The sequence below is a fragment of the Allofournierella massiliensis genome (assembly GCF_004345265.1).
Classification (GTDB): domain Bacteria; phylum Bacillota; class Clostridia; order Oscillospirales; family Ruminococcaceae; genus Allofournierella; species Allofournierella massiliensis.
Genome location: NZ_SLUM01000022.1, coordinates 12,944 through 39,209, shown reverse-complemented (window position 1 = coordinate 39,209; position 26,266 = coordinate 12,944). Strand labels below are relative to the sequence as shown.

30 protein-coding genes are annotated in these 26,266 nt (G+C 54.4%); 21 read left to right on the top strand and 9 right to left on the bottom strand.

The genetic code is table 11. The features are described from left to right. The first annotated feature begins 13 nt into the window (after nucleotides 1-13). Nucleotides 14-1,624, top strand: a complete 1,611-nt coding sequence (locus tag EDD77_RS12715) for a S1 RNA-binding domain-containing protein (RefSeq protein ID WP_132587411.1) — start codon at nucleotides 14-16, stop codon at nucleotides 1,622-1,624. Nucleotides 1,625-1,711: 87 nt separating this feature from the next. On the opposite strand, the gene EDD77_RS12710 is transcribed toward EDD77_RS12715, so the two are convergent. Together EDD77_RS12710 and EDD77_RS12705 are read right to left on the bottom strand one after the other, a co-directional pair. Further along, complete coding sequence (locus EDD77_RS12710) at nucleotides 1,712-2,665, bottom strand: nucleotidyl transferase AbiEii/AbiGii toxin family protein (RefSeq protein WP_058965448.1); 954 nt, start codon at nucleotides 2,663-2,665, stop codon at nucleotides 1,712-1,714. After that, complete coding sequence (locus EDD77_RS12705; RefSeq protein WP_058965447.1) at nucleotides 2,646-3,314, bottom strand: DUF6088 family protein; 669 nt, start codon at nucleotides 3,312-3,314, stop codon at nucleotides 2,646-2,648. Before EDD77_RS12705 ends, EDD77_RS12710 begins: the two co-directional genes overlap by 20 nt. 314 nt (nucleotides 3,315-3,628) lie before the next feature. Here EDD77_RS12705 and EDD77_RS12700 point away from each other — a divergent pair, with 314 nt between their 5' ends. The 17 genes from EDD77_RS12700 (at nucleotide 3,629) to EDD77_RS12625 (ending at nucleotide 15,737) form a co-directional block, all read left to right on the top strand. Then, nucleotides 3,629-4,093, top strand: a complete 465-nt coding sequence (locus EDD77_RS12700; RefSeq protein ID WP_242868422.1) for a DUF4320 family protein — start codon at nucleotides 3,629-3,631, stop codon at nucleotides 4,091-4,093. A gap of 11 nt (nucleotides 4,094-4,104) precedes the next feature. Beyond that, a complete protein-coding gene (locus EDD77_RS12695; RefSeq protein WP_050005780.1) occupies nucleotides 4,105-4,605 on the top strand; it encodes a hypothetical protein in 501 nt (166 codons plus the stop codon). Between the two features lie 72 nt (nucleotides 4,606-4,677). After that, nucleotides 4,678-5,253 carry a DUF6550 family protein gene (locus EDD77_RS12690; protein ID WP_050005779.1) on the top strand — a complete coding sequence of 192 codons (576 nt, stop codon included), beginning with the start codon at nucleotides 4,678-4,680 and terminating at the stop codon, nucleotides 5,251-5,253. Between the two features lie 81 nt (nucleotides 5,254-5,334). After that, complete coding sequence (locus EDD77_RS12685; RefSeq protein WP_058965445.1) at nucleotides 5,335-7,035, top strand: hypothetical protein; 1,701 nt, start codon at nucleotides 5,335-5,337, stop codon at nucleotides 7,033-7,035. Further along, nucleotides 7,007-7,516, top strand: a complete 510-nt coding sequence (locus EDD77_RS12680) for a prepilin peptidase (protein ID WP_058965444.1) — start codon at nucleotides 7,007-7,009, stop codon at nucleotides 7,514-7,516. The genes EDD77_RS12685 and EDD77_RS12680 overlap by 29 nt, the downstream gene beginning before the upstream one ends. A gap of 15 nt (nucleotides 7,517-7,531) precedes the next feature. After that, nucleotides 7,532-8,368 (top strand): Flp pilus assembly protein CpaB, encoded by an 837-nt coding sequence (gene cpaB / locus EDD77_RS12675; protein WP_058965443.1) that lies wholly within the window; start codon nucleotides 7,532-7,534, stop codon nucleotides 8,366-8,368. 19 nt (nucleotides 8,369-8,387) lie between these two features. Next, the gene (locus EDD77_RS12670) at nucleotides 8,388-9,194 is read left to right on the top strand and encodes a hypothetical protein (protein ID WP_050005775.1); all 807 of its coding nucleotides are present in this window, start codon (nucleotides 8,388-8,390) and stop codon (nucleotides 9,192-9,194) included. Then, entirely contained in the window at nucleotides 9,187-10,563 is a 1,377-nt protein-coding gene (locus tag EDD77_RS12665) for a CpaF/VirB11 family protein (protein WP_058965442.1), read from the top strand. Before EDD77_RS12670 ends, EDD77_RS12665 begins: the two co-directional genes overlap by 8 nt. A 3-nt stretch (nucleotides 10,564-10,566) precedes the next feature. After that, nucleotides 10,567-11,499 (top strand): type II secretion system F family protein, encoded by a 933-nt coding sequence (locus EDD77_RS12660; RefSeq protein ID WP_050005773.1) that lies wholly within the window; start codon nucleotides 10,567-10,569, stop codon nucleotides 11,497-11,499. After that, nucleotides 11,496-12,374: a hypothetical protein gene (locus EDD77_RS12655; RefSeq protein WP_058965441.1), complete on the top strand. Its 879-nt coding sequence runs from the start codon at nucleotides 11,496-11,498 to the stop codon at nucleotides 12,372-12,374. Before EDD77_RS12660 ends, EDD77_RS12655 begins: the two co-directional genes overlap by 4 nt. A 192-nt stretch (nucleotides 12,375-12,566) precedes the next feature. Next, nucleotides 12,567-12,713: a hypothetical protein gene (locus EDD77_RS18115; RefSeq protein ID WP_167541535.1), complete on the top strand. Its 147-nt coding sequence runs from the start codon at nucleotides 12,567-12,569 to the stop codon at nucleotides 12,711-12,713. A 51-nt stretch (nucleotides 12,714-12,764) separates the two neighbouring features. Further along, on the top strand, nucleotides 12,765-12,986 hold the full coding sequence (locus EDD77_RS12650; protein WP_058965440.1) for a DUF6133 family protein: 222 nt from the start codon (nucleotides 12,765-12,767) through the stop codon (nucleotides 12,984-12,986). Between the two features lie 180 nt (nucleotides 12,987-13,166). Continuing rightward, nucleotides 13,167-13,421: a hypothetical protein gene (locus tag EDD77_RS12645; RefSeq protein WP_058965960.1), complete on the top strand. Its 255-nt coding sequence runs from the start codon at nucleotides 13,167-13,169 to the stop codon at nucleotides 13,419-13,421. Between the two features lie 60 nt (nucleotides 13,422-13,481). Beyond that, a complete protein-coding gene (locus tag EDD77_RS12640; protein ID WP_058965439.1) occupies nucleotides 13,482-13,898 on the top strand; it encodes a zinc-finger-containing protein in 417 nt (138 codons plus the stop codon). A gap of 17 nt (nucleotides 13,899-13,915) precedes the next feature. Next, nucleotides 13,916-14,491, top strand: a complete 576-nt coding sequence (locus EDD77_RS12635) for a sigma-70 family RNA polymerase sigma factor (RefSeq protein ID WP_058965438.1) — start codon at nucleotides 13,916-13,918, stop codon at nucleotides 14,489-14,491. Nucleotides 14,492-14,550: 59 nt separating this feature from the next. Then, nucleotides 14,551-15,252 (top strand): hypothetical protein, encoded by a 702-nt coding sequence (locus EDD77_RS12630; RefSeq protein ID WP_058965437.1) that lies wholly within the window; start codon nucleotides 14,551-14,553, stop codon nucleotides 15,250-15,252. Continuing rightward, nucleotides 15,249-15,737, top strand: a complete 489-nt coding sequence (locus EDD77_RS12625) for a hypothetical protein (RefSeq protein WP_058965436.1) — start codon at nucleotides 15,249-15,251, stop codon at nucleotides 15,735-15,737. Before EDD77_RS12630 ends, EDD77_RS12625 begins: the two co-directional genes overlap by 4 nt. A 61-nt stretch (nucleotides 15,738-15,798) precedes the next feature. Here the strand turns inward: EDD77_RS12625 and EDD77_RS12620 are convergent, their stop codons facing one another. The 3 genes from EDD77_RS12620 to EDD77_RS12610 are packed head-to-tail and all read right to left on the bottom strand — an operon-like array spanning nucleotide 15,799 to nucleotide 19,467. Beyond that, a complete protein-coding gene (locus tag EDD77_RS12620) occupies nucleotides 15,799-16,203 on the bottom strand; it encodes a winged helix-turn-helix domain-containing protein (RefSeq protein ID WP_058965435.1) in 405 nt (134 codons plus the stop codon). A 20-nt stretch (nucleotides 16,204-16,223) separates the two neighbouring features. Continuing rightward, a complete protein-coding gene (locus tag EDD77_RS12615) occupies nucleotides 16,224-18,782 on the bottom strand; it encodes an ABC transporter permease (RefSeq protein WP_058965434.1) in 2,559 nt (852 codons plus the stop codon). A 13-nt stretch (nucleotides 18,783-18,795) separates the two neighbouring features. Continuing rightward, nucleotides 18,796-19,467, bottom strand: coding sequence for an ABC transporter ATP-binding protein (locus tag EDD77_RS12610; protein WP_050005764.1), 672 nt, complete (start codon nucleotides 19,465-19,467; stop codon nucleotides 18,796-18,798). Nucleotides 19,468-19,648: 181 nt separating this feature from the next. Between EDD77_RS12610 and EDD77_RS12605 the strand changes: the two genes are divergently transcribed. Together EDD77_RS12605 and EDD77_RS12600 are read left to right on the top strand one after the other, a co-directional pair. Then, nucleotides 19,649-19,921 (top strand): type II toxin-antitoxin system Phd/YefM family antitoxin, encoded by a 273-nt coding sequence (locus EDD77_RS12605; protein ID WP_082052248.1) that lies wholly within the window; start codon nucleotides 19,649-19,651, stop codon nucleotides 19,919-19,921. After that, on the top strand, nucleotides 19,902-20,216 hold the full coding sequence (locus tag EDD77_RS12600) for a type II toxin-antitoxin system RelE/ParE family toxin (RefSeq protein ID WP_058965433.1): 315 nt from the start codon (nucleotides 19,902-19,904) through the stop codon (nucleotides 20,214-20,216). The genes EDD77_RS12605 and EDD77_RS12600 overlap by 20 nt, the downstream gene beginning before the upstream one ends. A gap of 64 nt (nucleotides 20,217-20,280) precedes the next feature. Here EDD77_RS12600 and EDD77_RS12595 read toward each other — a convergent pair whose 3' ends face one another. Genes EDD77_RS12595 through EDD77_RS12580 form a run of 4 tightly spaced genes read right to left on the bottom strand, consistent with a single transcriptional unit; the run spans nucleotide 20,281 to nucleotide 25,229 of the window. Continuing rightward, complete coding sequence (locus EDD77_RS12595; protein ID WP_058965432.1) at nucleotides 20,281-22,818, bottom strand: ABC transporter permease; 2,538 nt, start codon at nucleotides 22,816-22,818, stop codon at nucleotides 20,281-20,283. A 13-nt stretch (nucleotides 22,819-22,831) separates the two neighbouring features. After that, entirely contained in the window at nucleotides 22,832-23,497 is a 666-nt protein-coding gene (locus EDD77_RS12590) for an ABC transporter ATP-binding protein (protein WP_050005761.1), read from the bottom strand. 20 nt (nucleotides 23,498-23,517) lie between these two features. Beyond that, on the bottom strand, nucleotides 23,518-24,540 hold the full coding sequence (locus EDD77_RS12585) for a sensor histidine kinase (RefSeq protein WP_058965431.1): 1,023 nt from the start codon (nucleotides 24,538-24,540) through the stop codon (nucleotides 23,518-23,520). Next, the gene (locus EDD77_RS12580) at nucleotides 24,537-25,229 is read right to left on the bottom strand and encodes a response regulator transcription factor (RefSeq protein WP_058965430.1); all 693 of its coding nucleotides are present in this window, start codon (nucleotides 25,227-25,229) and stop codon (nucleotides 24,537-24,539) included. Before EDD77_RS12580 ends, EDD77_RS12585 begins: the two co-directional genes overlap by 4 nt. Before the next feature lie 243 nt (nucleotides 25,230-25,472). Between EDD77_RS12580 and EDD77_RS12575 the strand changes: the two genes are divergently transcribed. Beyond that, nucleotides 25,473-26,078, top strand: coding sequence for a hypothetical protein (locus tag EDD77_RS12575; RefSeq protein ID WP_058965429.1), 606 nt, complete (start codon nucleotides 25,473-25,475; stop codon nucleotides 26,076-26,078). Nucleotides 26,079-26,266: the final 188 nt, after the last annotated feature.

Sequence of the window (26,266 nt, the reverse complement as noted above, 5' to 3'; positions counted from 1 at the left end):
GGTTTTTCATTTTATGGCAACCAAGAAAAAAGTATTGCAGGAACAGGAGATCCCTGTTCCCGAAAACGCTGTCCCCATGGACGGTACCGTTTCTTCCGATGGCATCCTGGCCGATGCGGCGGCTCCGCCTGACAACGACGATCTGAATGCGCTGCTGGCCTCTATGGATCAGGCTGATGACGATACCTCTATGGGCCAGTCTGACGGTGGCGCCACTTCGGAAGGCTCTGATCCTCTCCCTGAGTTTTCGGAAACGGAGGAGCCTGACGAAGCTGCCAGCGAAGATGGCAGCGAGGATGGCGGCGCTGCCGCCGGCACTCCTTCTGATTTGGATGAGCCTGCCGAACCGGTGGCCGGGGAGGACGGTGACGGCGAGGGGGAAACTTCTGCCGATTTGTCTGCGGAAAGTGCAGATGACACCCCTGCGGAGACCGCTTCTGAAGATGCCGGGGAACCGGCTCCCCCCAAACCCAAACGGTCCCCTCGCCGCAAAAAGGCCGCGCCTGCAGAAGACGCGGCTCCTGCGGAGGATGAAGCCTCTGCGGAGGAGCCGATCACCGAAGATGAGAACGAGGTTTCCCTCGCTCCCTCCGAAGATCTGGTGTCCCCTGGTGAAGATGTGTTTCCCGCATCAGCAGATGAGGCCCATCAGGAAGGCTCTACGGCGGAGGATACTCCTGCTGCTCCCCGGCGGGCCGCCGCGATTCGCCGCAGCGAACCCTCCATTTTGACCATTCGCAGCCGTGAAGAGGTGGAAACGCAGGAAGACCGGGAGGATGTCATTTGGCATGAGATCCACAACGCCTACCGCACCCGCCGCATCCTCACAGGGCAGCTGGGCGGCATCGAGCAGCTGGACAACCGCAAAACCGTGGCCGTAGTGGATTACAAGGGATTCCGCATCATCATCCCCCTCAAGGAGATGATGATCAACCTTGGCCGCAGTCCTTCCGGTCAGGAGTACGCTGATTTGATGCTGCGCCAGAACAAGATTTTGGGGAATATGCTGGGCGCGGACATTGACTTTGTGGTGCGCGGCATCGACTCCAAGACCCGCAGCGTAGTCGCAAGCCGCCGTGAGGCCATGATGCGGAAGCGACAGACCTTCTATTTTGATCTGGATTCCGAGGGCAAGTACCGCATTTACGAGGGGCGCATCGTTCAGGCCCGCGTCATTGCGGTAGCGGAGAAGGTCGTTCGTGTAGAGGTGTTCGGCGTCGAGACGTCGATCCTGGCCCGCGATTTGGCATGGGACTGGATCGGCGACGCCCATGAGCGTTTCTCCGTAGGCGACGAAGTGCTGGTCCGCATCCTCGGTGTGCGGCGCAACAGTCTGGAGGATCTTGGCATCCGTGCCGACATCAAAAGCACATCGGAGAACACGGACCGGGACAACCTGCAGAAATGCCGTATCCAGGGCAAATACGCCGGGAAAGTGACCGATGTACACAAGGGCGTGGTCTATGTCCGGCTTGCCAATGGCGTCAACGCGGTGGCCCACTCCTGCTATGACTACCGGACGCCCGGGAAAAAGGATGATGTATCCTTTGCCGTCACCCATTTGGATGTGGAGCGGGGCATCGCCCTGGGCATCATCACGCGGATCATCCGGCAGAACCTGTAAATACAACAAAAGCCCCCATTCTGATCGCACATTACAGTGCGTAACCAGAATGGGGGCTATATTCACTAAGGAACCAATATGTTATCGTCATCCAAGCGCAAGCAGGACTTCTCCGAGTTTTCTCCACTGTTTCACTACATAGTCAAAAGATAGCACATCTTCGTTCTCAAAAACATAGTTCTGCTGCATACTTTGATAATTCTTATAGAGTGCATCGTTGTCAGCAAACCCTTTAAGCAACTGAAAGTCGGAAAACTTCTTTTCGGCCAAATCGCTGCCTGTTCTCCTGGTCTCTTCCAGCCTTTTATACCCCAGCATCTCAAGGAACATCTGTTGATTTCCAAGCATTCCCTGAATCTGTTCCAAATCCAGCATGATACTGACATCATAAAGGTGTTTTGCCACGTCAAAATACATCTCACGTTCATAATAAAACTCGGCAGCAAAAATCTTGTCTGCAAAAATTCTCTCCAACCGAATCGTGTTGATCAAAAACGGTTCAACCTGATATTGTGTCTGAAGGATTTTTCGTTGTTCTTCCGTGGCATAAGTATAAAGTATGGGCTCGATCTCAAGCGCCGTAAAAGGTTCACTGACGGTGAAAGAAGTCCCTTCTACTTTTACATACCCGAAACGCTGGAGTGGATCATCCGAGTCCACCTCCACAAGCGGAGTATAGTCATAAACTGTCGTGATACTGCCCTTCCGATCATCTTCCAGCTCTTTTCGGGCTGTACGAGGCAAAGCCTGATACTTCTTTGTTGCCAGCTCTAATCGCTTCTTTGCCTGACTGTTACTGCAATTATCAATGCACACCGTTAAATCAATATCTTCCGAAAATCGGCGGATACTTTTCTGTGCTTTATACAGGGCTGTTCCCCCTTTGAAATAGGCCGGCAGCTCTGCCTGCTTATCCGCCAACTCCCTAAGCAACAGCGTGACATAATAGTCTTTTTCTAAAATATCAGATCGAATGCCGCTGGCTTCGTGAATCAAATTTATGATATTCAAAAAAGCAAACTTATCCTCGTGTAGCTTCATAACTGCCCTCCAACATAATATCTATTGTCCTAATCAAAGTCTTTTGTCCGTAATATTTTCGAGCCATCAGAATCAGCTGATCCGTTTTTAACGCAAATTCCTGAGCAGTTGCTCTTACCACATCAACAGGTTTTGCAGTATCTACCGGCGCCATGTCCAGCTCTCTGATTGCATCCAAGATTTGCAAATATCGAAAATTGTCCGCATTGACTCTGATCGGTGGTTTCCGAATCTCTATCTGCATTCCTTTCGGAATCCTTTTCGTATGCAGGTTCGTTGCAATGCATCTTTTCTTTGGCATCTGAGAAACCAAGCCGATGCGATTAAGCGCAGACAATCCTGTTTCGTATCCAATCACTTCGTTTTCATCCCGAAGCAGCTGCTTGCAAAAAAGTATTTCTTTATCTGGGGTATAGTATCCAAATGCTGTTTTCACTTTTCTGCAATAAACACCTTTCGTCAACCGCATAATTTGCCCTTCTTTTTCAAGGCGGGCCATATTTACATTGACGGTCTTTTTTACTGCCGCTGTTTCCAGATGAAGTTGCATTGCCACATACTGAGCGATTTTTTCTGTTGTAATTACTTGATTGGGGTCCAATGCAGTAAGATACTGCATGATTAAATCTTTATATTTTGTCTTCTCCATACAGCTCTCCTTCCTGCCGCAGATATGCTCGTTATTATAATAACCATTTTGTTCTCGTTTTATGTAATCATAATAACACTTTTTTCTGTTGCAGTCAACGCCGAGTGAGAAAGTAAATTGAAACACCTTCCACAGAGCAGTAGCGAAATGATCTCTCTTTATAGTATGCAGCCGATTGGCACAGGATTGCCCCTACATTGGCACGGTCCTGCCCTTGAGCCGTAAATCCATATCTGTTATACTTTGTACAGTCAAAACTTTGTAATGCAGCCGCTCCGGCAGGGGCGGCTGCTTTCTATTTGTAAGAAAGGGTGGTGGTTCACATTCATATTTTCCTGCAAAAGCTCCGCAGGACATTAAAAAACGAGCGGGGTGAGGCCAACTACTTCTCCACAGTGGTGTTTATCTTCATCGCTGTTATCCTGCTGGCCTTTATCATCGACTTGTTCAGCATCATCTCTACGAAACAGGAGCTGGACCATGCGGCCGATCAGATGGTGAAACAGATCCAGTTGTCCGGCGGTATCAACCGAGAGACCGAATCACTCTTTGACTTTCTGTGCTCGGAGATCGAAGGCGCGGAGAATATCACATATTCTATCGACGCCACATACAAGTCACCCACTCCGTCCGGGATGTTGCGGGCTATCCAACTGGGTACGCCTTTCTACATCACTATCGAAGGCGATGCCAAGCTGGGCGGTTTCTGGAACCTGGATCTGGTCAACATCACGGTGGTGGCCCGCGGCTCCGGCGTCAGCGAGCACTACTGGAAGTGAGGTGGCCCCCTATGAAGCGTTTTTTCTCACGGCTGCGCCGGCCACTTCGCAACGAGAAGGGCGAGATCACCTTCTTTGCCTGTTTCTTTGTGGTCGGAGTCGTCATGCTCATTTCTTTTCTGCTTCTGTATGCCTCTGTACGGATCACTTGCATCAACATCCGCAACGGGGCTAAAATGGAGCTGAACAACCTGAGCGCCACCATCTATGCGGACACCTACCGCTCTCAGCGGGAAACCAACTTTGAAGAGTACCTGCGCACTCTTTACTCCAGCAATGACTATACGGAAATGCTTGAGGCCACTGTCGCCGGCGGCCTGGCGGAGAAGATCTCGCTCTCCACGGATGACTATGAAGTCTCCAATATCAGCCTGGAGTTCAATGTGGTGGGTGACCGGGTAGAGTACATCTTTTATTGTGATGTGGAGTTCTATGTACGGATGTTCGGACACAGCTACCCTACCATCACTCAGCGCGTGGAGCTGACCGGCTACCACAACACCAAATTTTAGCGGTGCTGTTGAAATTTCAGTCAGCTCCGCAGTATAGGCTTAATATAACGCAAAAAAGGAGTGTGGATACACATGAAGAAGTTTTTTCAATCCAAAGGCTTTATTGTTTCGGCTCTGGCCGTCCTCTGCGTCGCCATTCTGGGCGTGTGCTGGTTCGTGAGCCGAGATCGCTCGGAAGAATTTCGGCCGGATGAGTCCCCGCCCAGCAGCACCAGCAGCGATTGGTCGGATGGCGGCGTGCAGTCTGGTGACGGGAGCGGGGGCGCAGACGCCTATGCACCCGGCCAGTCTTCTGGCTCTGAGGAGGAATACCCCAAGGTGACCTCGGAAACGGATGATGAAGTCGTGATCGACTTTACGGATACCCAAAAGCCGGAAGATACCCCTCCCGCAGTGCCGGAGGGCAAAACCGAGCTTGAAGATCCCGGTGAAGACCACCCCGTCAATCCCGATCCGGCTGTGCCGGAAGTCACGGCGCCGCCGGCGGAGGAATCCCCCTCCAGCAGTGAGCCCGCCCCCGGCTCCAGCAACGGCAGCGGCGCGGTGTATGACCCTGTGTTCGGCTGGGTAGTTCCGGGCAACGTGCAGCAGTCCACTGGCGACAGCGATGGTGACCTGAACAAGCAGGTCGGCAATATGGGCGGCTGAGAAGAATACAACTGAATATTGAGCAGGAAGGCCGTCACGCAGTTGTGGCGGCCTTCCTAATTTTAAAAAGAATGGAGTGTGATGCAGTTGAAACGATTTCTCGCCCTCCTGTGCAGCCTTGCCCTGATGCTGTGCCTCCTGCCCTCTACTGCTTTTGCGGACGGCGGCAACGGAAACATAGATGGAGGCGGAGGCGGTATGGGCCAGGGAACCAGCAGCAACTTTTGGAACCCCGGAAACGATGGCGTTCGCATCACCGTTGTAGATGCGGACAGCGGGGCCGCGGTATCCTCTCCCCTGGACTTCTCAAACAGGACTCAGAAAACCAGTATCCTCCACTTTGGAAAGGTCAACAAGCTGCAATACCTGAGCGGGACAGGCCTCTCCCTCCAATCCGGCGCGGCCTATTCCTGCATCAAGCCGGCGCAGTCCATGCCCACCATCGTCAGCAGCAAAGGGCAAAACAATATTGACGCCATCAAGCGGTACTTCTGTTCGGAATATGCCTGCATGATGGTCGCCCAAGCGGCGGGGGTGGACTATGAGCGAATGATCGCCGGTGAATATAAGCTGCTGATCGAGCCCATCGCCTATTTTACTCATAATGGGCAGTATTACTGCATGACTGCCACAGAGGCCGGTCTTTATGATCAGATGTCCGGCGGCGCGCTCAGGAAGACCATGACTTCGCTTACCCATAAAAACCTGCCTCTGGCGATGTTCCTGGAGTTCAGCGATCTTGGTATTTCCGCGTGGACAGGCAACACCACTGGAACACAGAACAACTCCGACATCATCAGCACGCTGGGCGTCGGCATCGTCTGGTTTGATGAAGCTCCGCCGGAAGGCGATATCGAAGCGCCCGATGTGGAGTACCGGGTAGACACGGATGTGATCACCGCTGTCACTCTGCGGACAGATACTGACCTGACGCCGGACAACCCGGCTTCCGTAACTTTCCATATCCTTGGCACCACCTACCGGGTCAATGATGTGGTGATCCCCGCAGGCGACAGCCAGGTGGTTTGGGTCAAGTGGCATACCCCCTCCACACCGCAGACTGTTATCATTACCGTGTCCGTCAGCGGCGCCTATACTGCCCAGGACACCTTTGTGGCGGAAATTGTGGATCTGAATGAGCATATCCCGCCCGATCCGATGGCAACAGACACCAGCCCTGGTTATTCCATTCCCGCCCTGCCCAATGAGTCCCAGAAGCTCACTGCCAACTGGGGCGTCTGGAGCTGTTACTGGGTGCCGGTATGGGTCTGGTGTGACCATGGAGAAGATGGCGGTCACTGGGTCGATGAAGGGTACTGGGAGTATGAATACACCGGCTATTCCGCCTCCATCAGCGGAGTGATGTCCCTGATGCCGGACGATATTGTTCCAACGGCATCCGGTAAGAGCATGAAAAGCGGGTACGGCGTCAAGCAGGATGTGACGGCTACGCTTTCCACCGACGCGCCCACCAGCCACATTACTCATCCGCAGACCGCGTTTTCCGTATTCCCGGAATTTCAATATGAGACTTACCTGCGCCTGCTGCAGCGGGTATCCGGCGGCCGGAGCGCGAAATTCACCTTCCAGCCCAATGAGTTCTCAACCTACAACCGAACGGTGCATTTCACACCCATTTGGTTCCCGGATGCCACAAGCTACACGATCTTCACACAGGTCTGGGATACCTGGACGCCGGATGGGATGCTGAGCATCAATCTCAACGATTATGTATCCATTGACGGGAGCCTTTATGATGACTGGTACACCAATCGAGAATAACGTCTGGACAGGTTATCTGCTCATCATTTTTCTTGTGGTGGCAGGTTTCGCTGTTTACGACACACTTTACAGGCGGGTGCCCGACCGGGCGCTCGCCTTTTTTCTCCCGCTGGCGGCACTGGCCCCGCTGATCCAGGTCTATTTCATTCTGGAGTATGACCGGATGCCTATTTTCATCGGGCACATCGTCACCAAGGCGCTGGTGGGTGCGCTGCTTGGCTTCTGCATCCCGCTGGCGGCTGCTATGGCGGCCGGCGGCAACGGTATGGGCGGCGGGGACATCAAATTCTGCGGGGTGCTGGGACTGGTCTACGGCCCTTCCGGGATGGCGCTGGTCTTCCTCGTGGCTGCGGTCTTTGCCATGCCGGTAGTGCTGCTGTTCCGCCGGCTCTTTCGGAACCAACAGCCGGTTGCCATCCCGTTTTTACCTTTTCTGGCCTGCGGCTGCTCCGTGGCGACGCTGGCTGAACTATTTTTATGACAGGAGAATATGCTTATGAAACTCAACAACCGATTTATCTTCGGTATTTTGTCCCTGGTTTTGGCGGCAGTCATTGCGTTTGTGGCCCTCCCCACCATCGCCCGGCAGACCAATGGTAAAACGGAGATCGTCCGCATCACCCAGCCTGTGCTGAAGGGTGAGCAGATCACCGGCGACAATGCCGAAGTCGTGGAAGTGGGCGGGTATAACCTCCCCTCCAATGTAGCCCACAGCCTGGACGACGTGGAGGGGCTGTATGTAACCGCTGACTTGGCTGCGGGAGACTACATCCTCACAAGCAAAGTCAGCACCGTACCGGTATCCTCCGATGTGGCGCTCAACGATATCCCTTCCGGAAAGGTAGCGATCTCGCTGACTGTAAAAACACTGGCCTCCGGCCTGTCTGACAAGCTGCAGCCCAATGACATCATCCGTATCTATCATTTCCTGGAAACCGCGGAGGAAGTTCCTGAACTGCGTTTTGTCAAGGTCCTTTCTGTTACCGATTCCGACGGCATCAATGTGGACAATGCAAAAGAACCCACTGAGGACGAGGAGCCGCAGCAGTCCGCCACCATCACAGTGCTGGCAAGTCCGGAGCAAGCGCGGATCATCACCGAGCTGGAGAATGACGGCGTGGCCCATGTGGCGCTGATCTCCCGTAACAATGACCAGCTGTCTGAAGAACTGCTGGCTGAGCAGGACAGGACCCTCCAGGAGATCTATTTCCCTGAGACGCTGACAGAAGAAGGTGCTGAAGCCGATGAAAACGCGGATGGGGAAAACGCATCGCCCGCTGAGGACAATGGCGCTGAAACGGTTCCCGAAGATGGCAGCCAGCCGGCGGAGTAACGGAAAGGAGGTCTAACCTATGGGAAAAGTCATTACCGTCTGGGGCAGTCCTGGGAGCGGGAAAAGCATGTTCTCGTGCATCCTGGCAAAAGCCCTTACGCGGGACAAGCGGAAGGCCATCATCATCAATGCGGAGATCAGCGTACCCATGCTCCCTGTCTGGCTTCCGGAGCAGATCATTCAGACCAACGCCTCTGTGGGGCAGGTCCTGAGCAGCGTGGAGATCGACACCACGCTTGTCGCAAGTCATGTCACGGTTCTCAAAAGCTATCCGTTCATCGGCCTGATGGGCTATTCTGCAGGTGAGAACCCGCTCAGCTATCCTGAAACCAAGTACGGGATGGTGCTCCAACTGATCAATGCCGCCGCCAAGCTGGTTGATTTCGTAATCCTGGACTGCGGTTCCAACATGACGAATGTGTTTACCCCTGCGGCCATTGAAGCCGGCGATCTGGTGATCCGCATCCTGACGCCCGACTTGAAAGGCGTCAACTACTTGAAGGCTCACCAGCCTCTGCTGGTAGACGGACGTTTCCACTATGAGCAGCACATGACCTTCGCCGGCATGGCCCGTCCTTTCCACGCTCTGGATGAGATGGGCTATATCATCGGCGGTTTCAACGGACTCCTGCCTTACGGCAAAGAGATCGACCGCTGTGCCACGGAAGGCGGAATGTTCCAAGCCATCAAATACTGCAATCCCAAGTACACCGCCTCGCTCAACAAGGTGCTGGATGCGCTGGAGCAGATGGAACTGGCGGAGCAGGCCGTTGAGGAAGATCCCGATGACGTGGACGAATTTGAGGAGGACGATTCCGATGAATAATCTCAACGATATATTCTTCGCACCGACGGCCAATCAAGACCTGACCTATGACCAGGTGCTGGAGGATGTGCAGCGGTATTTTGCTGAGAATCATGCCTCCACCATTGCCGAGGCCGGTGAGGGCAACGCCGAGCGGGCCACCACTCTGCTGAAAGAGCTGATGGTGCAGTACATTGTCAAGCGGAAATATGCCATTGAGGGACTGAGCTCTGAGGAGCTGTGCGAAAAGCTGTATGAGGACATGGCGGGGTACTCCTTCTTGAAAAAATGGATCTACCGCCCCGGCATCGAGGAAGTTAACATCAACGCATACAACGACATCGAGGTGATCGAGGCCGGCGGGCGCAGCATCAAAATCCCGGACAAATTCAGTTCTCCCCAGCATGCCATTGATGTGGTGCGCCGTATGCTCAACGCCTGCGGCATGGTCATCGACGACACCATGCCCAGTGTGGTGGGCTTTCTGGACAAGAATATCCGTATCTCTGTGGATAAAACGCCGATTGTGGACCCGGATGTGGGGATCAACGCCTCCATCCGTATCGTCAACCAGCAGACGGTCTCAGAGCAGAAGCTGCTGGACTCCGGGAGCGCCACGGCCGAAATGCTCCATTTTCTGATGGCCTGCATCCGGTATGGCGTCAGCGTGTGCATCGCCGGTTCCACCGGTTCCGGCAAGACCACCATCATGGCCTGGCTGCTCTCCAATGTACCCAACAACCAGCGCCTGATCACCATAGAGGAAGGCAGCCGTGAGTTCGATCTGGTCAAGCGGGACGAAAACGGGAAGATCCTGAATTCAGTCATTCACCTGCTGACCCGCCCCAGTGAAAATCCGGCGCTGAACATCAACCAGGACTTCCTTTTGGAGCGGGTATTACGCAAGCATCCCAATGTTATCGGCGTCGGCGAAATGCGGTCTGCCGCAGAAAGCCTTTCAGCCGCTGAAAGCTCCCGGACCGGCCACACGGTCTGCACCACCATCCATTCCAACTCCTGCAACAGCACTTACCGCCGTATGATGACGCTGGCCAAACGGAAATACAGCATGGATGACGCGGTGCTCATGGAGATCATGGTAGAGGCCTATCCCATCGTGGTGTTTACCAAACAGCTGGAGGACCGCTCCCGAAAGATCATGGAGATTTTAGAGGGCGAAGATTTCCGGGATGGGCAGTTGATCTCCCATACTCTCTACAAATTTGAGGTAGAGGACAATGTAACTGACCAGAACGGAGAAGTCCATGTGGTGGGACACCATCGGAAAATGGGTCTGATCTCCGACGCCTTAAAGAAACGGCTGCTGGACAACGGCATTTCCAACAAAGAGCTCCAGGAGTTCATGCAGCCCCCGAAGGAGGTGGATTAAAGGTTGCAGTGGATCTACATTATCTGCTTTGCGCTCATCAGCGCGGGCCTCCTGGCTCTGTTCCGGGTTCGGCCGGGCGACTTCATTGACGCTCTGTTCCGCTCTCAGCGCAAGGCGGCCACCCTGACGGATGAACTGAATGTTCTGATGGGAACGCCGGCCAAAGGATTCTTCAACCAGGATTATGAGTTGAAACAGATTTTGAAAGGCACCGGCCGGGCCGACCGCTATGAGTCGGTCAAACGCCTGTCCCTTATCCTGTTTGCGGTGGGCGCCGTGCTGGCGCTGCTGATCAACAATGTGTATATGGTGCCCATTTTGGGCATTGGGTTCTCTCTGGCTCCCATTTGGTATCTGCGCAGCACTGCCGCCAGCTATAAAAAGCATCTTAACGAGGAACTGGAAACGGCTATTTCTATCATCACCACCTCATATTTGCGCACCGAAGATCTGATTCGGGCGGTCAAAGAGAATCTGCCCTATATCAATGAGCCGGTAAAGGCCAACTTCGAGGCGTTTGTGTATGAGGCGGAGCTGATCAACGCGAATATTACCAGTGCCATCAACAGCCTCAAGATGAAAATTCCCAACCGGGTATTCCATGAATGGGCCAATATTCTGATCCAGTGTCAGTCAGACCGCTCCATGAAGAACACGCTGCCCACCATCGCCCAGAAATTCTCCGATGTCCGCGTCGTGCAGTCGGAGCTGGAGGCCATGATGCAGGGGCCGCGCCGGGAAGCTATCACAATGATGTTCCTGGTAGTCGCCAATGTGCCGCTGCTCTATTTCCTGAATGAAGACTGGTTCCATACCCTCATTTTCACGACGCCGGGGAAAATTGCCCTGGCGATTTGTGCGGCCATCATCCTTTTTGCGCTGACACAGATCATGAAACTGAGCAAGCCTATTGAATACGGAGGTGACGGCGCATGACCCTACTGGCTCTTGTGGCAATCATCTTCTTTGGCTTTGCCACCTATAATCTGACCTGCGCTTTCGTGGACATTCCCACCAAGCGCACCTCCCGGATGATGATGCTGGCCCGAAAGCAGCAGGGCACCAAGGCAGAAAAACTGTTGGATGTCTACATCGCAAAAATAGCCGGACTGATTGCCCCGTATCTGAAACTGGACAAGCTCAAACGGAACAAACTCCAACGGGCGCTGGACATTGCCGGCCTTGAGTTGACGCCGGAGGCCTACACGGCCAGAGCATGGGTCATAGCCGGCGGCGTGGGGCTTACCTCCATCCTGGTGGTATTCATCATGCCGTTGCTGGTTCCGGTTCTGATTGGCCTGGCGGTGGCGCTGTGGTTCTCCACCTATTACAGTGTCTTTGACTTTGTAAAAAAGCGCCGCAAGCTCATCGAGGGTGAGATCCCTCGCTTTGCCTTGACGATTGGGCAGAATCTGGAGAACGACCGGGATGTGCTGAAGATCCTTACCTCCTACCGTCGGGTAGCAGGCAAAGATTTTGGCGCGGAGCTCGACCAAACGATTGCCGATATGAAGACTGGCAACTATGAAAATGCCCTCATTCACTTTGAGACCCGTATTGGCAGCCCCATGTTGTCCGATGTGGTGCGTGGCCTGATCGGTGTGCTGCGCGGCGATGACCAGCGGATGTACTTTAAGATGATCTGCTTTGATATGCGGCAGATCGAGCAGAACAACTTGAAAAAAGAAGCGGCCAAACGCCCCAAGAAGATCCAGCGGTACTCCATGATGATGCTCATCTGCATTATGATCATCTATTTGGTGGTGCTTTGCACAGAGGTCATGGGGTCTCTTGGCGCGTTCTTTGGCTGACAGGTATCCGCCCGTGTTCTGCCACGGGCTTAACATATACCCGCTCCTCCGGGAGTGATTCTTTGATGGAGGTGATGCCTTGTACTATAGCGGCTTCCCATAACCGCCGGTCTTTCGGCTGGCGCTCCCCTTGATCCAGGCCGGCCTGTTCTCAGGCCGGCCTTTCATTTACCGTCTGAACAGGAGAACTCCATGACGAAGAAACGATATATCCCGCCCAACAGCGAAGATGGGCAGCGGCAGCGGTTCCACTGGCTTCTGCGCCAGAAACCGAAGGCTTATCCCGCCACGCCCCGCTCCAACAAAAACGGCCTGCTCAAACCGATTCGCCGTTCCTGAGCGGCCATAGACAAACGCAATTCAAATATCACATTCACAGGAGGTAGTTCCATGAAGAAGTTTATGACGCATATCCACAGCAAGGCAGACGCCCTGGCCCTCCGGGCCCGTATGGCGCTCTCCAACCAGCGCGGAGATTTTTACATTTCCGACGCGGTCAAGATCATCATCGCCGTCGTACTGGGCGCCCTGCTCCTGGCAGCTCTGACCCTCATTTTCAATGACACGGTGATTCCGAGGATCACGTCTGAGATCGAGGGCCTGTTCGGCTAAGTCACCATTGGTGGGGATCGGTTTGTGGATTTTCACGACCGGTCCCCGCTTTTATTTTTTCAGAAAACGAATAACGGAGGTGAAGACATGGATACACCTTGCAGAATTTACCCCTTTCTGCGGGCCGTCCGCGGAAACTGGCGCAATGCCATTTTTGTTCGCTGTGGATGCGACAGCTGTATGGATGGACGCCCATCTCCCTGTGCCGGTTTTCTTCTGGCTGTAGATGAGTGCGGACAGATCATGCTGCTGCCTGCTGAAACCATTCACACCCTGACCGGTGAAGAGGTGGAGCCGTCCGAGTGCAGCGCCACATTGTCCCGCCGTGCTTTTGATTCCGCCTTTTCCAAATACATCGAATGGCATGCTCCAGACCCTGCCGCATGTACGCTCCTGCAGCTTTGCCTGCAAGCCGAATGCGGCCGGGATAGTTGATTTTTGCACGAAAAGACGCCATTACGCCGTCTTTGGTGCGCCTTTGGAGGTGATGATTTTATGACGAAGCAAAAACAGATCAAATGTCCATACTGCCACGCCGGCGCGTCTCTTCGCCCGGCCAGCGTAGTTTATGGCTGTAACCGTAGGTCTCAGGGGAAGTTTCTCTATCTCTGTGATCGCTGGCCGGCTTGTGACGCCTATGTGAGCGCCCACGACCGAACACATCAGCCTATGGGGACGCTGGCAAACGGAGATCTCCGGCACAAGCGTATCTTGGCGCACCGGGCATTGGAACATCTGCAGCAGGTCCGCCACATGGAGAAGTGGGAGGCCTATATCTGGCTTCAGGCAAAGCTGGGTTTGAGCGACCGGCAGGCTCACATCGGCCAGTTTTCAGGCTGGATGTGCGATGAGGTGATCCGCCTCTGCCATCAGGCCGCTGCGCCTCTTGATGGCCTTCAGCCGGCAGCATGACAGGAGGAGGTGAAACCATGACCAGCCTGACAAAACAACAGCAGGAACTCGTTACCCAGAACCTATCGGTAGTGCACTGGGTCATTTGTGATTACATCCATGTCAATCCCACCATCTGCGGTTTGGAATACGGAGACCTTTTTCAAGAGGGCTGCATTTGGCTCTGCAAAGCCGCAGCCACCTATGAGGACGATGGACGGGCACAGTTTGCCACCTATGCCAAAAAAGTGGTACGCAACGGACTGATCTCCTACTGTCGGACCGTCTGTGCGCGAAACAAGAACTTCAGCCGTCTCGTCATTGGAGAACACGGAGAACTGGCGGCAGACGGGGATACCTTAGATCCGCAAGCCAATCAATTTGACGCGCAGGTATCTCTAATCGAAACGCTTTCTCTTTTGGAGGCCAGCAAGAAGGAGTATGACGGCGTGGCCCGTCTCGGCATTGAGGCGCTTGCACTCAAACTCCGGGGGATGCGGATCACGGATATTGCGGAGCTCTACCAGGTACCGCCTTCCCATGTGGGAGCGTGGATCTCACGCTCAGTCGCCAAACTGCGCAATGACCCCCGTTTTCTGGAAAGCCTGCTTTAAATTTGTTGAAAACTACGGCCTTTCCGCAGTAGAGGATATATAAAAGGAGGCATTGATAAATGGAACAGAAAATTCTATATACTGCAATCGGCCGTCTGGAGCGGGAGACAAATAGCTGCGGCCGATCCTGCCCGCTCATCCGGCTGGGCGGGCAGCCCTATATGATGGATATGCAGGAGATGGTCGTTTGGACCACCCTGAACTGGCGGATCTCCAAACGAGAGGACATCTCGCTGCAGTGCGATAAGCTGGCGTCTTCCCTGGGAGATTGTGTCTCCCGCTCTTGGGATGCCTGCGTAAACCGGCTGCTCACCCGCGGACTGCTGGTATCTGGCTGCGGTGAAACGGAGTACGATGCACTATATGATTTGCTGAGTTCCCTTGGCATCATTCCAACCAGCGGCTCTGTATTGGTGCGGTGCCTCTCTTTCGCCAAGCTGGTGCTGAGCCACCGCGTCCCTATTGCGCAGGCGCTAAAGCTATTCCGAAAAGACCGGCGCACGGACTACGAGGCCCGCGTTATGCGGCTGGCCCGGCAAGCTCTGCTGTCCACTGCCGAAATCGCCAAGTGCATAGAGCAGGATGTTACCGTTCTTCCCAATGAGCAGTTTTTGATGGAAACCGTGTATGGTGATAAAGAAACCACATGCCATAATATTGCCAGCATCATGAAAAACAGCCGAAGCAGTCAGGCCGTGACGCTGGCCGTCGCCAACCTGTATTTGCGCCAGCAAATCATCTTTGAGAGGATCAGCACATGAAAAACCAATGGAGTCAAATGCCCTTTGTCCTGCGGCGCAAGATCCTGCTGACATATCTGGCCGGCATTGCCAGTATTGCGGTCAGCCTTGTAATCTTCATTGCAACCGCAGACCGCATCCTTCTGGCGCTGGGCGGGATTATTTTTGTCGCCTCCCTGGTACTGGGTAAAAGCCTGTGGAGCATCGCCGCCCGGGGCCAATACGAAGTGGTGGAAGGAATCTGCACCGGTGTCAGCACGCCCATGCTGCGGCGCTACCGCAAGATCCAGCTGATGGATGAACTGGGCACGGAGCGCACCTTGCTGTTGAGCAAAACCGCTAAATTCCAAATTGGCGCCCGCTACCGTTTTTATTTCCAAAAAGGGAGTAGGCCTGCCATCGGCAACGACTATCTGGATGCCACTCTTTCCACCAACAGTTTCCTGGGATATGAGGCACTGGAGGACACAGTTTCCCTTGATGGAGAGATGGGAAGCAGGAAGTAAATACCCCAGAATAAGAAATAGGGATACGGCACTAAAGTCATAGCTTCAGTGCCGTATCCCTCTATTTTTTTATTCTCATCCGGTATCCATGTCCCCAAACTGTTTCAATAATATCGGCGCCCAACTTACGGCGGAGCTTATAGATCATACTGGAGATTCCGGTCCAACTGGTGTCAAAAGACTCTGCTGCAACGAATTCGTAAATCTGGCGAGCGGAAAACACCTGACCCGGTCGGCGAGCCAACAAAAGCAGAATATCGAACTCCATTGGGGTCAGCTTAACGGGCATACCAAACAGCCGTACCAAGTGTTGCTGAGGGTAAATTTCTAATGAATTCATCAATAGTGGCGCATCTTCGGAGGCTGACAGTGTAGAAAAACCCGAAATTGCGGAAAGTCCAGAAATAAGTTCTTCTAAAGCTTTCTCTTCATCATCACTGAAAGACAGTATTATAAGTTTTCCCAAAGCAACACCTCACGATGACTTTACTCCATTCGCAGACGCTCCACAACGCTGTGTTTTTCCAGATTGCGGAAGCACAGATACGGGATCAGCACAGCGAAGATCAGCAGGACAGGTGTACAGAGAACCAGAGGCAGCAGCGTAAAGCGGAAGGTGGTAAATCCGCCCTCCACCATGGCCCGAACCACCACTCCTACAGCCAGGCTGCTGAGCAGATACGATGCCACCAAAGTCAACGCTGCATAGAGCAGTCCCTCGCCCACCAGCATCCGATTGAGCTGTTTCTTTGTCATACCCACACTCTGAATTACCGCAAACTCCCGCTTGCGGGAGACAATAGCTGTCACCATGGAATTGATGAAGTTCAGCACGCCCACCAGGGCAATTACCACGCTGATCGCGTTGCCCATCACAGCAGAGGAACGGGTTTGCTCCTCATACTGCTGCGCCATAGACTGACGGGACGCCACTGGCAGGCTGGGATCGGTGGTATCCATATAATCGTCCAAGAATCCCTGCACCGTGTCGATATGTGCATCGTCCACATTCAGGAACAGTTTTCGGAGGGTGTGATCCGGCCATTGCTCCCGAAAGGTCTCAGCGGGGAGGATGAAGCTCAGATTGAACTTGTTGCCTGCCCCCTGCTGCACCGGCAGCCCGGTCACCGGATTCAGCGGGTATACCACCGCCATCACTGTATAGGCACGGCCATTTAATTCCACGGCGCTTCCAGCCGAGGGAACCGGCAGCACAGGATATTCCGTTTCCAGTTCTACACTGGGCCCTACGGCAAGGATATAATTCCCACTGGCGAAATCCTCAGCGTCAAAACTGCCCTCTATCACATACTGCTCCTGGGTGATGGCCTCCAAGGGAATACCGTCCAAGCCGTACAGAATGGCAGAGCCCTCCCCAGTTTCCAGCGTATCCCGCAGCGCCTGTGCACCGGCGGTGTCGTAGGTCTCCCAATCGGCCAGCTTATCCTCTGTATAGAAAGCTGCCACATTTTCCAGGGTGCCTGCGTCCATCTGCCAATCGATTTGGGCAGAATAAAGGTGTCCGGCGGTCTCCACTCCCTCCTGGCTCTCCATCTGTACCACCAAGGAATCATTCAAAGTGGTGCCGTGGGGATCGTAATTGTTGATATAGTCCTCGCTGGTGGCATCGGACAGTTCAAAATCGGCCAGAATCAGGTCGGCCAGATATTTGTCCATATCAAAGGCGGCATTCTTGGAATAGAAGCTGCTCAGGAGTACCAGTCCCAGGGTCAGAGAGCAGATTACCGTGATAGTACGCTTTTTGTTGCGCCATAGATTCGCCCAGGACATGGAAAGAATGGACGCAGTACCGAGATGACGCTTGTGTTTCTTTTTGCTGGCGCCGTCGGCATCGCTCATGCGCAACGCCTCAATGGGCGACACCTTTCCCGCCAGCCTGGCAGGCCGCAGGCAGGAGATTAACACCGTCACCCAGGCAAACAGTGCAGAGCCGATAAAAATCACGGGGCTGATGGATACTACCGTTTCCCCCACCGCGGAGCCCATCAGGACAGGAACCAGCTGAGCGCCCAGTAACCAGCCCAGAATCAGGCCCAGAGGAATCCCAATGATACAGAGTCGATTCGCTTGGCCGTAAATCAGTTTCTTCAGTTGCCTGGTGGTGGTTCCCAGGGTTTTCAGTTTGCCGTAAAACTGCACATCGGCAGTAACGCTGATCTGGAAGATGTTATAGATAATTAAATACCCAGCCAGGAACACCAATGCCATGCCCAGATACATGGGCAGACTCTCCTGTGCGGCCATAGCCCCCATCTCCGGGGTGTAGGCCAGATTTACATTGTATTCCAGACCAGTGAGGCCGGTATCTGCCAGAATGCGGTCCATGGTGGTCTCAATGTTCTGGTCGCTGGTCAGATTGACCTGTACCATATAGAGGCCCAGCACCTGGCCTTCATCGGTGGAGATGATGCCGCCAGTCATTTCATCGGCATAGGCCCGGCTCACCCAGGCCATGGAGGAATAACTGGACGCATTGCCCTCCCAGAATCCACAGAGGGTAAAGTCAGCGGTGGTCACTTCGTCGCTGTTCAGGTCCTTACGCCACTCCAGAGTGACGGCCTGGCCCAGTTCGTGGGGGATGCCCAGCCGGTCCAGCGTCATGGTGTCCAAGGCGATCTCATCCACCGCCTGGGGCATTTGCCCGGTGGTGGGGGCAGCGAAGGAGTGCTCGGCATAGGCATCGTTGGCCCATCGAATTTCCACCGACTGCCCAGCGAGTCCCCGGTTTTCTGCCGGTCCCAGTACAATACTGCGGCCCAACTCCTCCACATCCGGGTGTCCATCAATCAGGTCGGCCTGTTCCTCCGACAGCCCGCGCAAAGATGCCTGTGCATCATAGCCAGTCTGGCGGAAGGTCATCTCCACCAGATTACGGCTCATGCTTTGGGTTAGGGTGAACAGGGTGGCAAACATCATGGTGGTCAGCAGGATTGCCAGAATCGCCACCAAATTCCGGCCCCGATTGGTATGGAACATTCGCCTTGTCAACACTGGGATGGGACGAAAGATGTTTTGCTTTTTCATGCTGCCCACCCCCTCACTGTGCTGCAATCCGCCCGTCCTCGATGCGGATCACATGGTCTGCCATGGCGGCGATCTCTGGGTTGTGGGTAATCATCACAATGGTCTGGTCAAATTCCTGGCTGGTCATTTTCAAAAGGCCAATCACGTCGTCACTGGTTTTGCTGTCCAGGTTGCCGGTAGGCTCATCAGCCAGAATGATGGAAGGCTTGCTGGCCAGGGCACGGGCAATCGCCACCCGCTGCTGTTGTCCGCCGGAAAGGTTGTTGGGCAGACTGTCCAGCTTCTTCTCCAGCCCCAGCAGTTTCACGATCCCCATAATGAACTTCTTGTCCGGCTTACGGCCATCCAGAGAGATGGGGAAAATGATGTTCTCCCACACACTGAACACTGGCACCAGATTATAGTTTTGGAAGATAAAACCAATCTGCTTGCGGCGGAAGATGGTGGCCTGCTCACTATTCAACTTGGCGAGGTCAGTATTTCCCACTTTAACGCTCCCCGCCGTAGGGGTATCCAGACCGCCCAGCATATTCAGCAATGTAGACTTGCCGGAGCCGGATGTGCCGATGATGGCGGTAAACTTGCCCCGCTCGATGTCCAGATCCACCCCATCCAGAGCATGGACCTCTGTTTCTCCTTTGCCATAGTATTTCTTCAGCCCGCGGGCCTGCAAAATCGTCTCCATACGAGGTTCCTCCTTCTTTGCTTGAGAAGTCTCTCCTTCTCTTTGCTCTTAGCATAGCAGAAGAATGTCTCATTTCAGGTACAGCAAAGGTACAGTTTTGTAACATACGAGGGGAAACGCAGAAAGCTCTTGTCTTCAAGATAAAATTATGATAAAATTATGCCATAAAGGAGGCGATTGTATGCTGAATATTCGTCCCATCTCGGATTTGCGAAATCACTTCTCTGAAGTAGAGGAGGATGTTTTGTCCAAGGGCGAGCCGGTTTTCCTCACGAAAAACGGTTATGGCTCCATGGTACTGCTCAGTCTGGAGCAATACGAACAGCTGACCAATGATGTGGAGCTTGCTTTGGACGAGGCGGATCGCGCCGCGGACCTCTCTGATACCCGCTATTCTGCCGACGAGGTTTTTGGTCGGGTAAGGAGGCGTATCCGTGAACGGAAAGCACTATGAACTAAGCATCCTTCCGCTCTTTGAAGAAGATCTGAGTGAAATTGTGGACTATATCACCTATCGGCTGCGGAATCCCGCAGCGGCTGAGCGGCTGGTCGATGATGTGGAAAATGCGATTCTGGAGCGACTCTCCTGTGCGGAATCTTTTGAACCGTACCATTCCTCCCGGGAGCGCCAGCATCCTTACTATCGGATTCAGGTCCGTAATTTCACCGTTTTCTATGTGGTAATCGGAAACACCATGGAAGTCCGCAGGATTTTGTATAGCCGCAGGAACTGGAAAGATCATATCTAAGGAACAGCGCCCCTGTCCATCATACATGAGGACAGGGGCGCTGTTGTGTTGCTTAATTCTTGATTTACTCCACGGTGCCCAGCCGCTCCTGGATGGTGCCTTTGGTGACAAATCCCAGGCAGAGGAGCGGCGTAGCCAGCGCCAGCACTGCTACCACCGGAAGGATCACCCAAAGGGGCAGCACATCAAAGGTGTAGACGGCCACCCAGGAGGTCTCCGCAATGACTCCGGGCATCACCCATAGGGCAAAGGTGAGCGTGGCCGGAATCAACACCGCCGCCATTCCTGCGGCGGAAACGGCGCCCTCCAGCAAAACCAGCCTGCGCAGCTGGCCCAGTGTCATGCCGAGGCTCTGATAGACAGCGAACTCTTTCCGGCGGCTCACCGTCTGGGTCACCAGCAGGTTGATAAAGTTCAGCACGGCGATGCCCAGCAGGACCGCGCCCACCATGCCGATGATCAGCACCATGTTGAGACGCGAATTCTCAAAGTTCTCCTGGTAGTCACTTCGCAGGGTGATGCTGATGCCCCGGTTGACGCCCTGCTCATATTGATTCAGAAACGCCTCGAAGGGCGCCTGCTGGCTGTGGTCGATGTCTACCGCCAGCTGCCGGTAGCACTGACCGGGGAACAGTTCATCAAAAACAGACAGGGGCACCAGATAGTAGAAAGTAAAGGAAGCCTCCGGGCTGTTGCTTCCCTCCAGATAGGTGTTGTCGTGCATCAGCGACCCCATCACAGTGAAGGTTTTCTCGCCCAGTTGCAGGGTCTCCCCCGCTTCCAGACAGGAAACGCCATCGTAATTCACCCCTCCGGCGATCACAGAGTCCCCGCTCTCGAATGCCGTCTGGTCAAAGCTGCCGCTGGTGAAGGGACAGTATTCCAGAATATAGCGAAGATATGCTCCATCCAGGCCCACTACAACAGCGGTATAGTCTCCACTCTCGGTAAACCGATCCAGGCCTTCCATCCAATCCGGGTAAGCGGCCTGTGACTCCTTCAGAGTCATGGTCTCATCGTAGGGCTGGTTGTAGTAGTCCACCACCCTCTGGTGCAGGGTATCGTCTGCCGTCAGAGTGACCTCCCGGCTTTTCAAGGCGCTCACCGAAGTGACCTCCGGGCGCGTTTTCAATTCGTCCACCATCTCCTGGGGAATCCCCTGGTTGCGTTCGTTGTACCGCTGGTAACTGGTGGCCGCCGAGGCGTCCGCAATGGAGTAATCCCAGGGGGAGAAAGCGGAGAGGTACAGATCCTCCTGCAAACTCACATACTGCATCCGAATATCGGTCAGCAGCAGCACCGCCAGGAGCATGATCAGCACGGCAAGGGCCCCGCGGCCCTTGCTCTGACCCAAAATCCGCAGGGCCAGCCGGGGCAGCGTCACCATTCCATTGTCCGAACCGATACTGTGACCGATGCGGGGCGCATTCTCCCGCATGGTCTGCGCCGGCGTCATCCGGGACAGACGCCAGGCGGGCAAAAGATAGGCCAGCAGCACAGTGCCAAGGGTACACAGTGCCGCCAACACAAAGGGAATCCAACTGAGGAAATAGAAGGCCGGGTTCTGCTCCATGCCCACCACCACCCGGGGCGTGATGGCAAGGTCCAGCCCAAACCCAATCAGGAAGCCGGGAATCAGGCCCAGCGCCGTCACCGCAATCCCCTTTTCCAGCAGATAGCGCCGCAGCTGGCGGGGCGTCAGGCCCAGGGCTTTCAGCCCGGCCAGCCAGGTCCGATCCTGCCGGGCGGTCACCTGCACAATGGCAAAGACCATCAGAAAGCCGCACAGAAGGACCAGAAGCGCCGGGGCGTAGTAGGGCTGGGCCTGTTGGCTGGCAGCCTCCATCCGGGCATCGTTATAGGCCAGGTTGGTGGTAAAGGGCAGTTCTGGTAAGCCCTGATCCGTCAGCAACTGGGCGGCCTGAGCCTCCAGATTCCGGGGCTGATGCAGGGTAACACCCAGAGTTAGATTGGCGGTGGTTTCCCTGTCGTAGTCGGGAACTAGGGTCTTTGCTGTATCCGCTGTGATCCAGGCGCAGGCCTCGGTGAAGTTGGTGGGACTTGCCCACCAGCCGCACAGGGTAAACTCGTCTGTGTGTGTCTGCCCCACAGCGTCCGTCCATTCCAGCGTTACCGGCGCGCCGATCTCCTTCAGCACCCCCAGGGAGCCCATGGTAAACTCGTCCAGTGCGATCTCTCCGGGCTGTTGGGGGAGGCTGCCGGTGGTGGGGATGGACAGGACCGTTTCCGCATAGTCCTGGTCGGTCACCGCCAGCTTCACCAGCCGCTGGCCCATCATGGGATCGGACAGGACGCCCACCGTACTCAGCCGGACGGTGCTTTTCACATTGGGATGCTGGGAAAGCAAATCCGCCTGATGCGCCGTCAGGCCAGTGTAAAGAATGTGGCTGGTGGAGCCGTAGGTGTACTGGTAGTTGAGCAGGTATGCGCCCTCTACTGCTCCTCCTAGCAGAAAGACAAAGGTATAGAGCCCCGCCACCAGAGCCACCGCCAGGGCAAGCACCGCATTTTTGACCCGGTGAAAGCAGAAATCCCGTCGGGCCAGGGTCCAGCAGACCTTCAGATTGTTATTTGCTAACATGGTCCGGCCTCCTTTAGTCGTGGAGGCGGCCATCCTCGATGCGGATGACCCGGTCAGCCATTTGCGCCAGCTCCAGATTGTGGGTAATCATCACCAGGGTTTGGTGATAGGTCTCCACTGACAGCTTCAGCAGGCCTAGCACATTCTGGCCGGTTTTGCTGTCCAGGTTACCGGTAGGCTCATCGGCCAGCAGGATGGAGGGCTTGGCAATCAGGGCGCGGGCAATGGCCACCCGTTGCTGCCCACCGCCAGAGAGTTCCCCCGGATAGGCGTTCAGCCGGTCGTGCAGGTGCAGCAGCTCCATAATCTCGTCAAAAAACACGCCGTCCGGGGTGGAGCCTGCAAGACTCAGGGGAAACAGGATGTTCTCCTTCACGGTCAGGGTTGGGACCAGGTTGAAGTTCTGGTAAATAAAGCCTACCTTGCTGCGGCGGAACACGGCCAGTTCCTTTTCCTTCAGGCCCCGCAGATTCACGCCGTCCACGATGATCTCTCCCTCATCGGGGATATCCATGCCGCCGATCATATTCAGCAACGTGGTCTTACCAGAGCCAGACGCCCCGATGATGGCGGTGAATTTCCCTTTTTCAATGGCAAGGTCGATGCCGTCCAGGGCTTTCACTAGGCTGTCGCCCTTGCCGAAGTATTTCTTTAGATTATGTACGGTAACAATGTCCATGGGTGAATTCCTCACTTTGCTCAACTCAATAAATAGACTGAAAAGGTGGTGCCTGTTCCAACCTTTGATTTCACACTGATATACCCCTTCTGCCGGATGATGATGCCGTTGGCAAGGTACAGTCCCAAGCCAACGCCCTCCTGTGCCGCCACCTCTTGAGCACGGTAGAACCGCTGGAACACATCGTTATAGTGCTCCTCTGGGATGCCGATTCCAGTGTCAGTAATGTCTACCCGGGTGTAAAACTGCCAGGGGCGCACGGTGACCATTACTTTGCCGCCTGCCGGAGTATATTTCACGGCGTTGTCCAGAATGTTGCCGACAGCCTCCGCCGTCCATTTCGGATCATGCTGCACCGTGATGGCTGGATCGCATTCTGCCGACAGGTCGATCCCCTTGGCCTCCGCCTTTGCCCATACAGTGCTCATAGCTCGGGCAATGGTGTTGGAGAGATGGGCTTCCTCCATGTGTAGGGTAAATGTTCCGGTCTCCAGCCGGGACATTTTAATGAGCGACTGCATCAGAAAGTCCAGCTTGTCGATCTGGCCGTCCATCGTCGCCAGAAACTCCGCCCTCTTCTCCGACGGCAGATCGTGGCCCCGCAGGATGCCGGTGAACATCTTGATGTTGGCAATGGGCGTCTTGACCTGGTGGGATATGTCGCTTACCAGACTTTGAACAGTCTCTTTGTCACGCTGGCTCTGACGCTTGCCCTCACTCATAATGTCAAAATACTGCATCAGCTTGCCTTGCACCTTTGCGGTCAGGCTGTCCTCGTAGGGCTGATAGCCCTCCACCGCCCGGCCGGACATGAGCGCATCCAGTGTCTCGCACAGGTCGTCGGCAAACAACGATACCTGCCGTCGTTGATACCAAGCCCATAGGCCAACCACTAGGAAGATGGCTACACACAGGGCCAAAATTCCGTAGCGCACCGATGCCCGGGGAACCGTCTGCCACAATACCCACACCAGGGCGGCAAACAATGCAGCCGAGAGTAATACCATTCCCACACGCAGGACGCTCATCCAACGCTGCTTCATGACTTGCCTCCTGTCCAGATGTAGCCCATGCCCCGCACAGTCTTGATATAACTGTGCTGCTCGTCCTCAATCTTGGACCGCAGCCGGTTCATGGTCACCGTCAGGGTGTGATCATCAATGAAGTTTCCCGCGCTGTCCCACAGACGGTCCAGCAGCACCTGCCGGGTAAGGATCTGTCCACTATGTTCCGTGAGGGTCTTGAGCAACTTATATTCATTTGGGGTGATGGCGAGTTTTTCCGCTCCTCGCTGGGCGGTGAGGGCGGTAAAGTCCAGGGTCAGCCATCCATCGCTCCAACGGTCGGCCTGTGCCGCAGGCTGCTTTGCTCCCATCCGGCGTAGTGCCACCTCTATCCGGCGCAGGAGGATCTGCATATTGAAGGGCTTGGTAACATAGTCCTCGGCACCCATATCAAATCCATTCAGCACATCCGCCTCCAGGTCATTGGCGGTCAAAAAGATCACCGGCAAATCAGACTGCTGCGCCTTGATTTCCCGGCACAGATCAAAGCCGCTGCCATCTGGCAGGTTCACATCCAGCAGGGCCAGATCAAAGGCATCGCCCGCCAGCAGCTGACGGGCCTTTTGGCAGTTATAAGCGGCCACGGTGAGATAGCCCTGACTGTCCAGTTCAAAGCAGAGGCCGGCACTTAAAGCAAGATCGTCTTCTAAAACTAGAATTTTGTTCATCTTTTCACTCCAAAACACGCGATGTATTCAGTATAGCAAATTCTGCGCTCTGTGTAAAAGGAAAGTTGATCAGAAAGATCATCTCTATCGTGCAATGCCTTTGCAAGCATCTTTCAGCTTTTATTGCCGGGAACGCAAAATCGAATTATGCCTTCTTTTTTCAAAAGGTTTGATCAATTTGCAGAAAAAGCGAAGCTTTTTCCTATTTAATAAGTAGAACACTGAAAAAGGAGGTTTACCCCCATGTACAAGCCACACACCATTGAGCAATTCAAAGTCCAGCAGTTTCTGGAACACACTTTTGCCATCGACCACTTTCTGGTTTCTCCACTGTCCCGTACCGCACTCATGCTGGAGGATAAGGACGGTGAACGGATCGCCTTTTCCTTCTCGGATAATGAGGTCCGCGAGATCCCGATCCCTCCTGCCGCAGATTTGGAAAAGGTAAAGGCGTTCATCCGCCAATTTCATGCGCTCGACCCTAAGCCCCATCTGCGCACCTTTGAAGAAATCACCCGTTGGTGGCTGGACCATCCTAATCCGCTGACTTACCAGCAGGCCCTTGGGCTGTCGGACGAGCTCTACCGCCGCTTTCTCTCTCATCCGATGATTGACGATGAAGACGCATGGCGCATGGCTTCGTCCGGCCTTGTCTCGGAGGATGGTTATCGTGACATCCAGCTCTGGTATTTTAACGGCAACTCTTTTACCTGCTGGCTGGGGCCGCTCGGTGTGGACGGAACCGGCAATTTGTACGCTCTGACCTTCAACTATGGCACGCCCAGGGCCAGGGAGTTGAGATTCTATCTGTTGGACGATTACTACCGCGACATGAACCACATATTGTAACTCGCTACGGCGAAATATCTATATACAGTATTATACCGCTTGACAAACGCAAGATATAGTGTTACACTTAGCTTGTAATTGATTTTTGTGCGTTCCCCATGTGGGATACAGATCTTGTATCTGTACCGCGAGGCCAAAACCCTTGCATTGCACACGCAGTTAAGTTTGTATGCTGTATCAAGTGTCAG

Bases quoted from the DNA above. Each gene is read 5' to 3' on its own strand.
- EDD77_RS12650 (WP_058965440.1), top strand. From the start codon at position 12,765: ATGAAGAAGTTTATGACGCATATCCACAGCAAGGCAGACGCCCTGGCC.
- EDD77_RS12595 (WP_058965432.1), bottom strand. From the start codon at position 22,818: ATGTTAGCAAATAACAATCTGAAGGTCTGCTGGACCCTGGCCCGACGG.
- EDD77_RS12630 (WP_058965437.1), top strand. From the start codon at position 14,551: ATGGAACAGAAAATTCTATATACTGCAATCGGCCGTCTGGAGCGGGAG.
- EDD77_RS12605 (WP_082052248.1), top strand. From the start codon at position 19,649: ATGCTGAATATTCGTCCCATCTCGGATTTGCGAAATCACTTCTCTGAA.
- EDD77_RS12580 (WP_058965430.1), bottom strand. From the start codon at position 25,229: ATGAACAAAATTCTAGTTTTAGAAGACGATCTTGCTTTAAGTGCCGGC.
- EDD77_RS12575 (WP_058965429.1), top strand. From the start codon at position 25,473: ATGTACAAGCCACACACCATTGAGCAATTCAAAGTCCAGCAGTTTCTG.
- EDD77_RS12640 (WP_058965439.1), top strand. From the start codon at position 13,482: ATGACGAAGCAAAAACAGATCAAATGTCCATACTGCCACGCCGGCGCG.
- EDD77_RS12680 (WP_058965444.1), top strand. From the start codon at position 7,007: ATGATGACTGGTACACCAATCGAGAATAACGTCTGGACAGGTTATCTG.
- EDD77_RS12635 (WP_058965438.1), top strand. From the start codon at position 13,916: ATGACCAGCCTGACAAAACAACAGCAGGAACTCGTTACCCAGAACCTA.
- EDD77_RS12710 (WP_058965448.1), bottom strand. From the start codon at position 2,665: ATGAAGCTACACGAGGATAAGTTTGCTTTTTTGAATATCATAAATTTG.
- EDD77_RS12695 (WP_050005780.1), top strand. From the start codon at position 4,105: ATGAAGCGTTTTTTCTCACGGCTGCGCCGGCCACTTCGCAACGAGAAG.
- EDD77_RS12705 (WP_058965447.1), bottom strand. From the start codon at position 3,314: ATGGAGAAGACAAAATATAAAGATTTAATCATGCAGTATCTTACTGCA.
- EDD77_RS12585 (WP_058965431.1), bottom strand. From the start codon at position 24,540: ATGAAGCAGCGTTGGATGAGCGTCCTGCGTGTGGGAATGGTATTACTC.
- cpaB (WP_058965443.1), top strand. From the start codon at position 7,532: ATGAAACTCAACAACCGATTTATCTTCGGTATTTTGTCCCTGGTTTTG.
- EDD77_RS12665 (WP_058965442.1), top strand. From the start codon at position 9,187: ATGAATAATCTCAACGATATATTCTTCGCACCGACGGCCAATCAAGAC.
- EDD77_RS12615 (WP_058965434.1), bottom strand. From the start codon at position 18,782: ATGAAAAAGCAAAACATCTTTCGTCCCATCCCAGTGTTGACAAGGCGA.
- EDD77_RS12645 (WP_058965960.1), top strand. From the start codon at position 13,167: ATGGATGGACGCCCATCTCCCTGTGCCGGTTTTCTTCTGGCTGTAGAT.
- EDD77_RS12690 (WP_050005779.1), top strand. From the start codon at position 4,678: ATGAAGAAGTTTTTTCAATCCAAAGGCTTTATTGTTTCGGCTCTGGCC.
- EDD77_RS18115 (WP_167541535.1), top strand. From the start codon at position 12,567: ATGACGAAGAAACGATATATCCCGCCCAACAGCGAAGATGGGCAGCGG.
- EDD77_RS12715 (WP_132587411.1), top strand. From the start codon at position 14: ATGGCAACCAAGAAAAAAGTATTGCAGGAACAGGAGATCCCTGTTCCC.
- EDD77_RS12655 (WP_058965441.1), top strand. From the start codon at position 11,496: ATGACCCTACTGGCTCTTGTGGCAATCATCTTCTTTGGCTTTGCCACC.
- EDD77_RS12590 (WP_050005761.1), bottom strand. From the start codon at position 23,497: ATGGACATTGTTACCGTACATAATCTAAAGAAATACTTCGGCAAGGGC.
- EDD77_RS12670 (WP_050005775.1), top strand. From the start codon at position 8,388: ATGGGAAAAGTCATTACCGTCTGGGGCAGTCCTGGGAGCGGGAAAAGC.
- EDD77_RS12625 (WP_058965436.1), top strand. From the start codon at position 15,249: ATGAAAAACCAATGGAGTCAAATGCCCTTTGTCCTGCGGCGCAAGATC.
- EDD77_RS12610 (WP_050005764.1), bottom strand. From the start codon at position 19,467: ATGGAGACGATTTTGCAGGCCCGCGGGCTGAAGAAATACTATGGCAAA.
- EDD77_RS12685 (WP_058965445.1), top strand. From the start codon at position 5,335: ATGCAGTTGAAACGATTTCTCGCCCTCCTGTGCAGCCTTGCCCTGATG.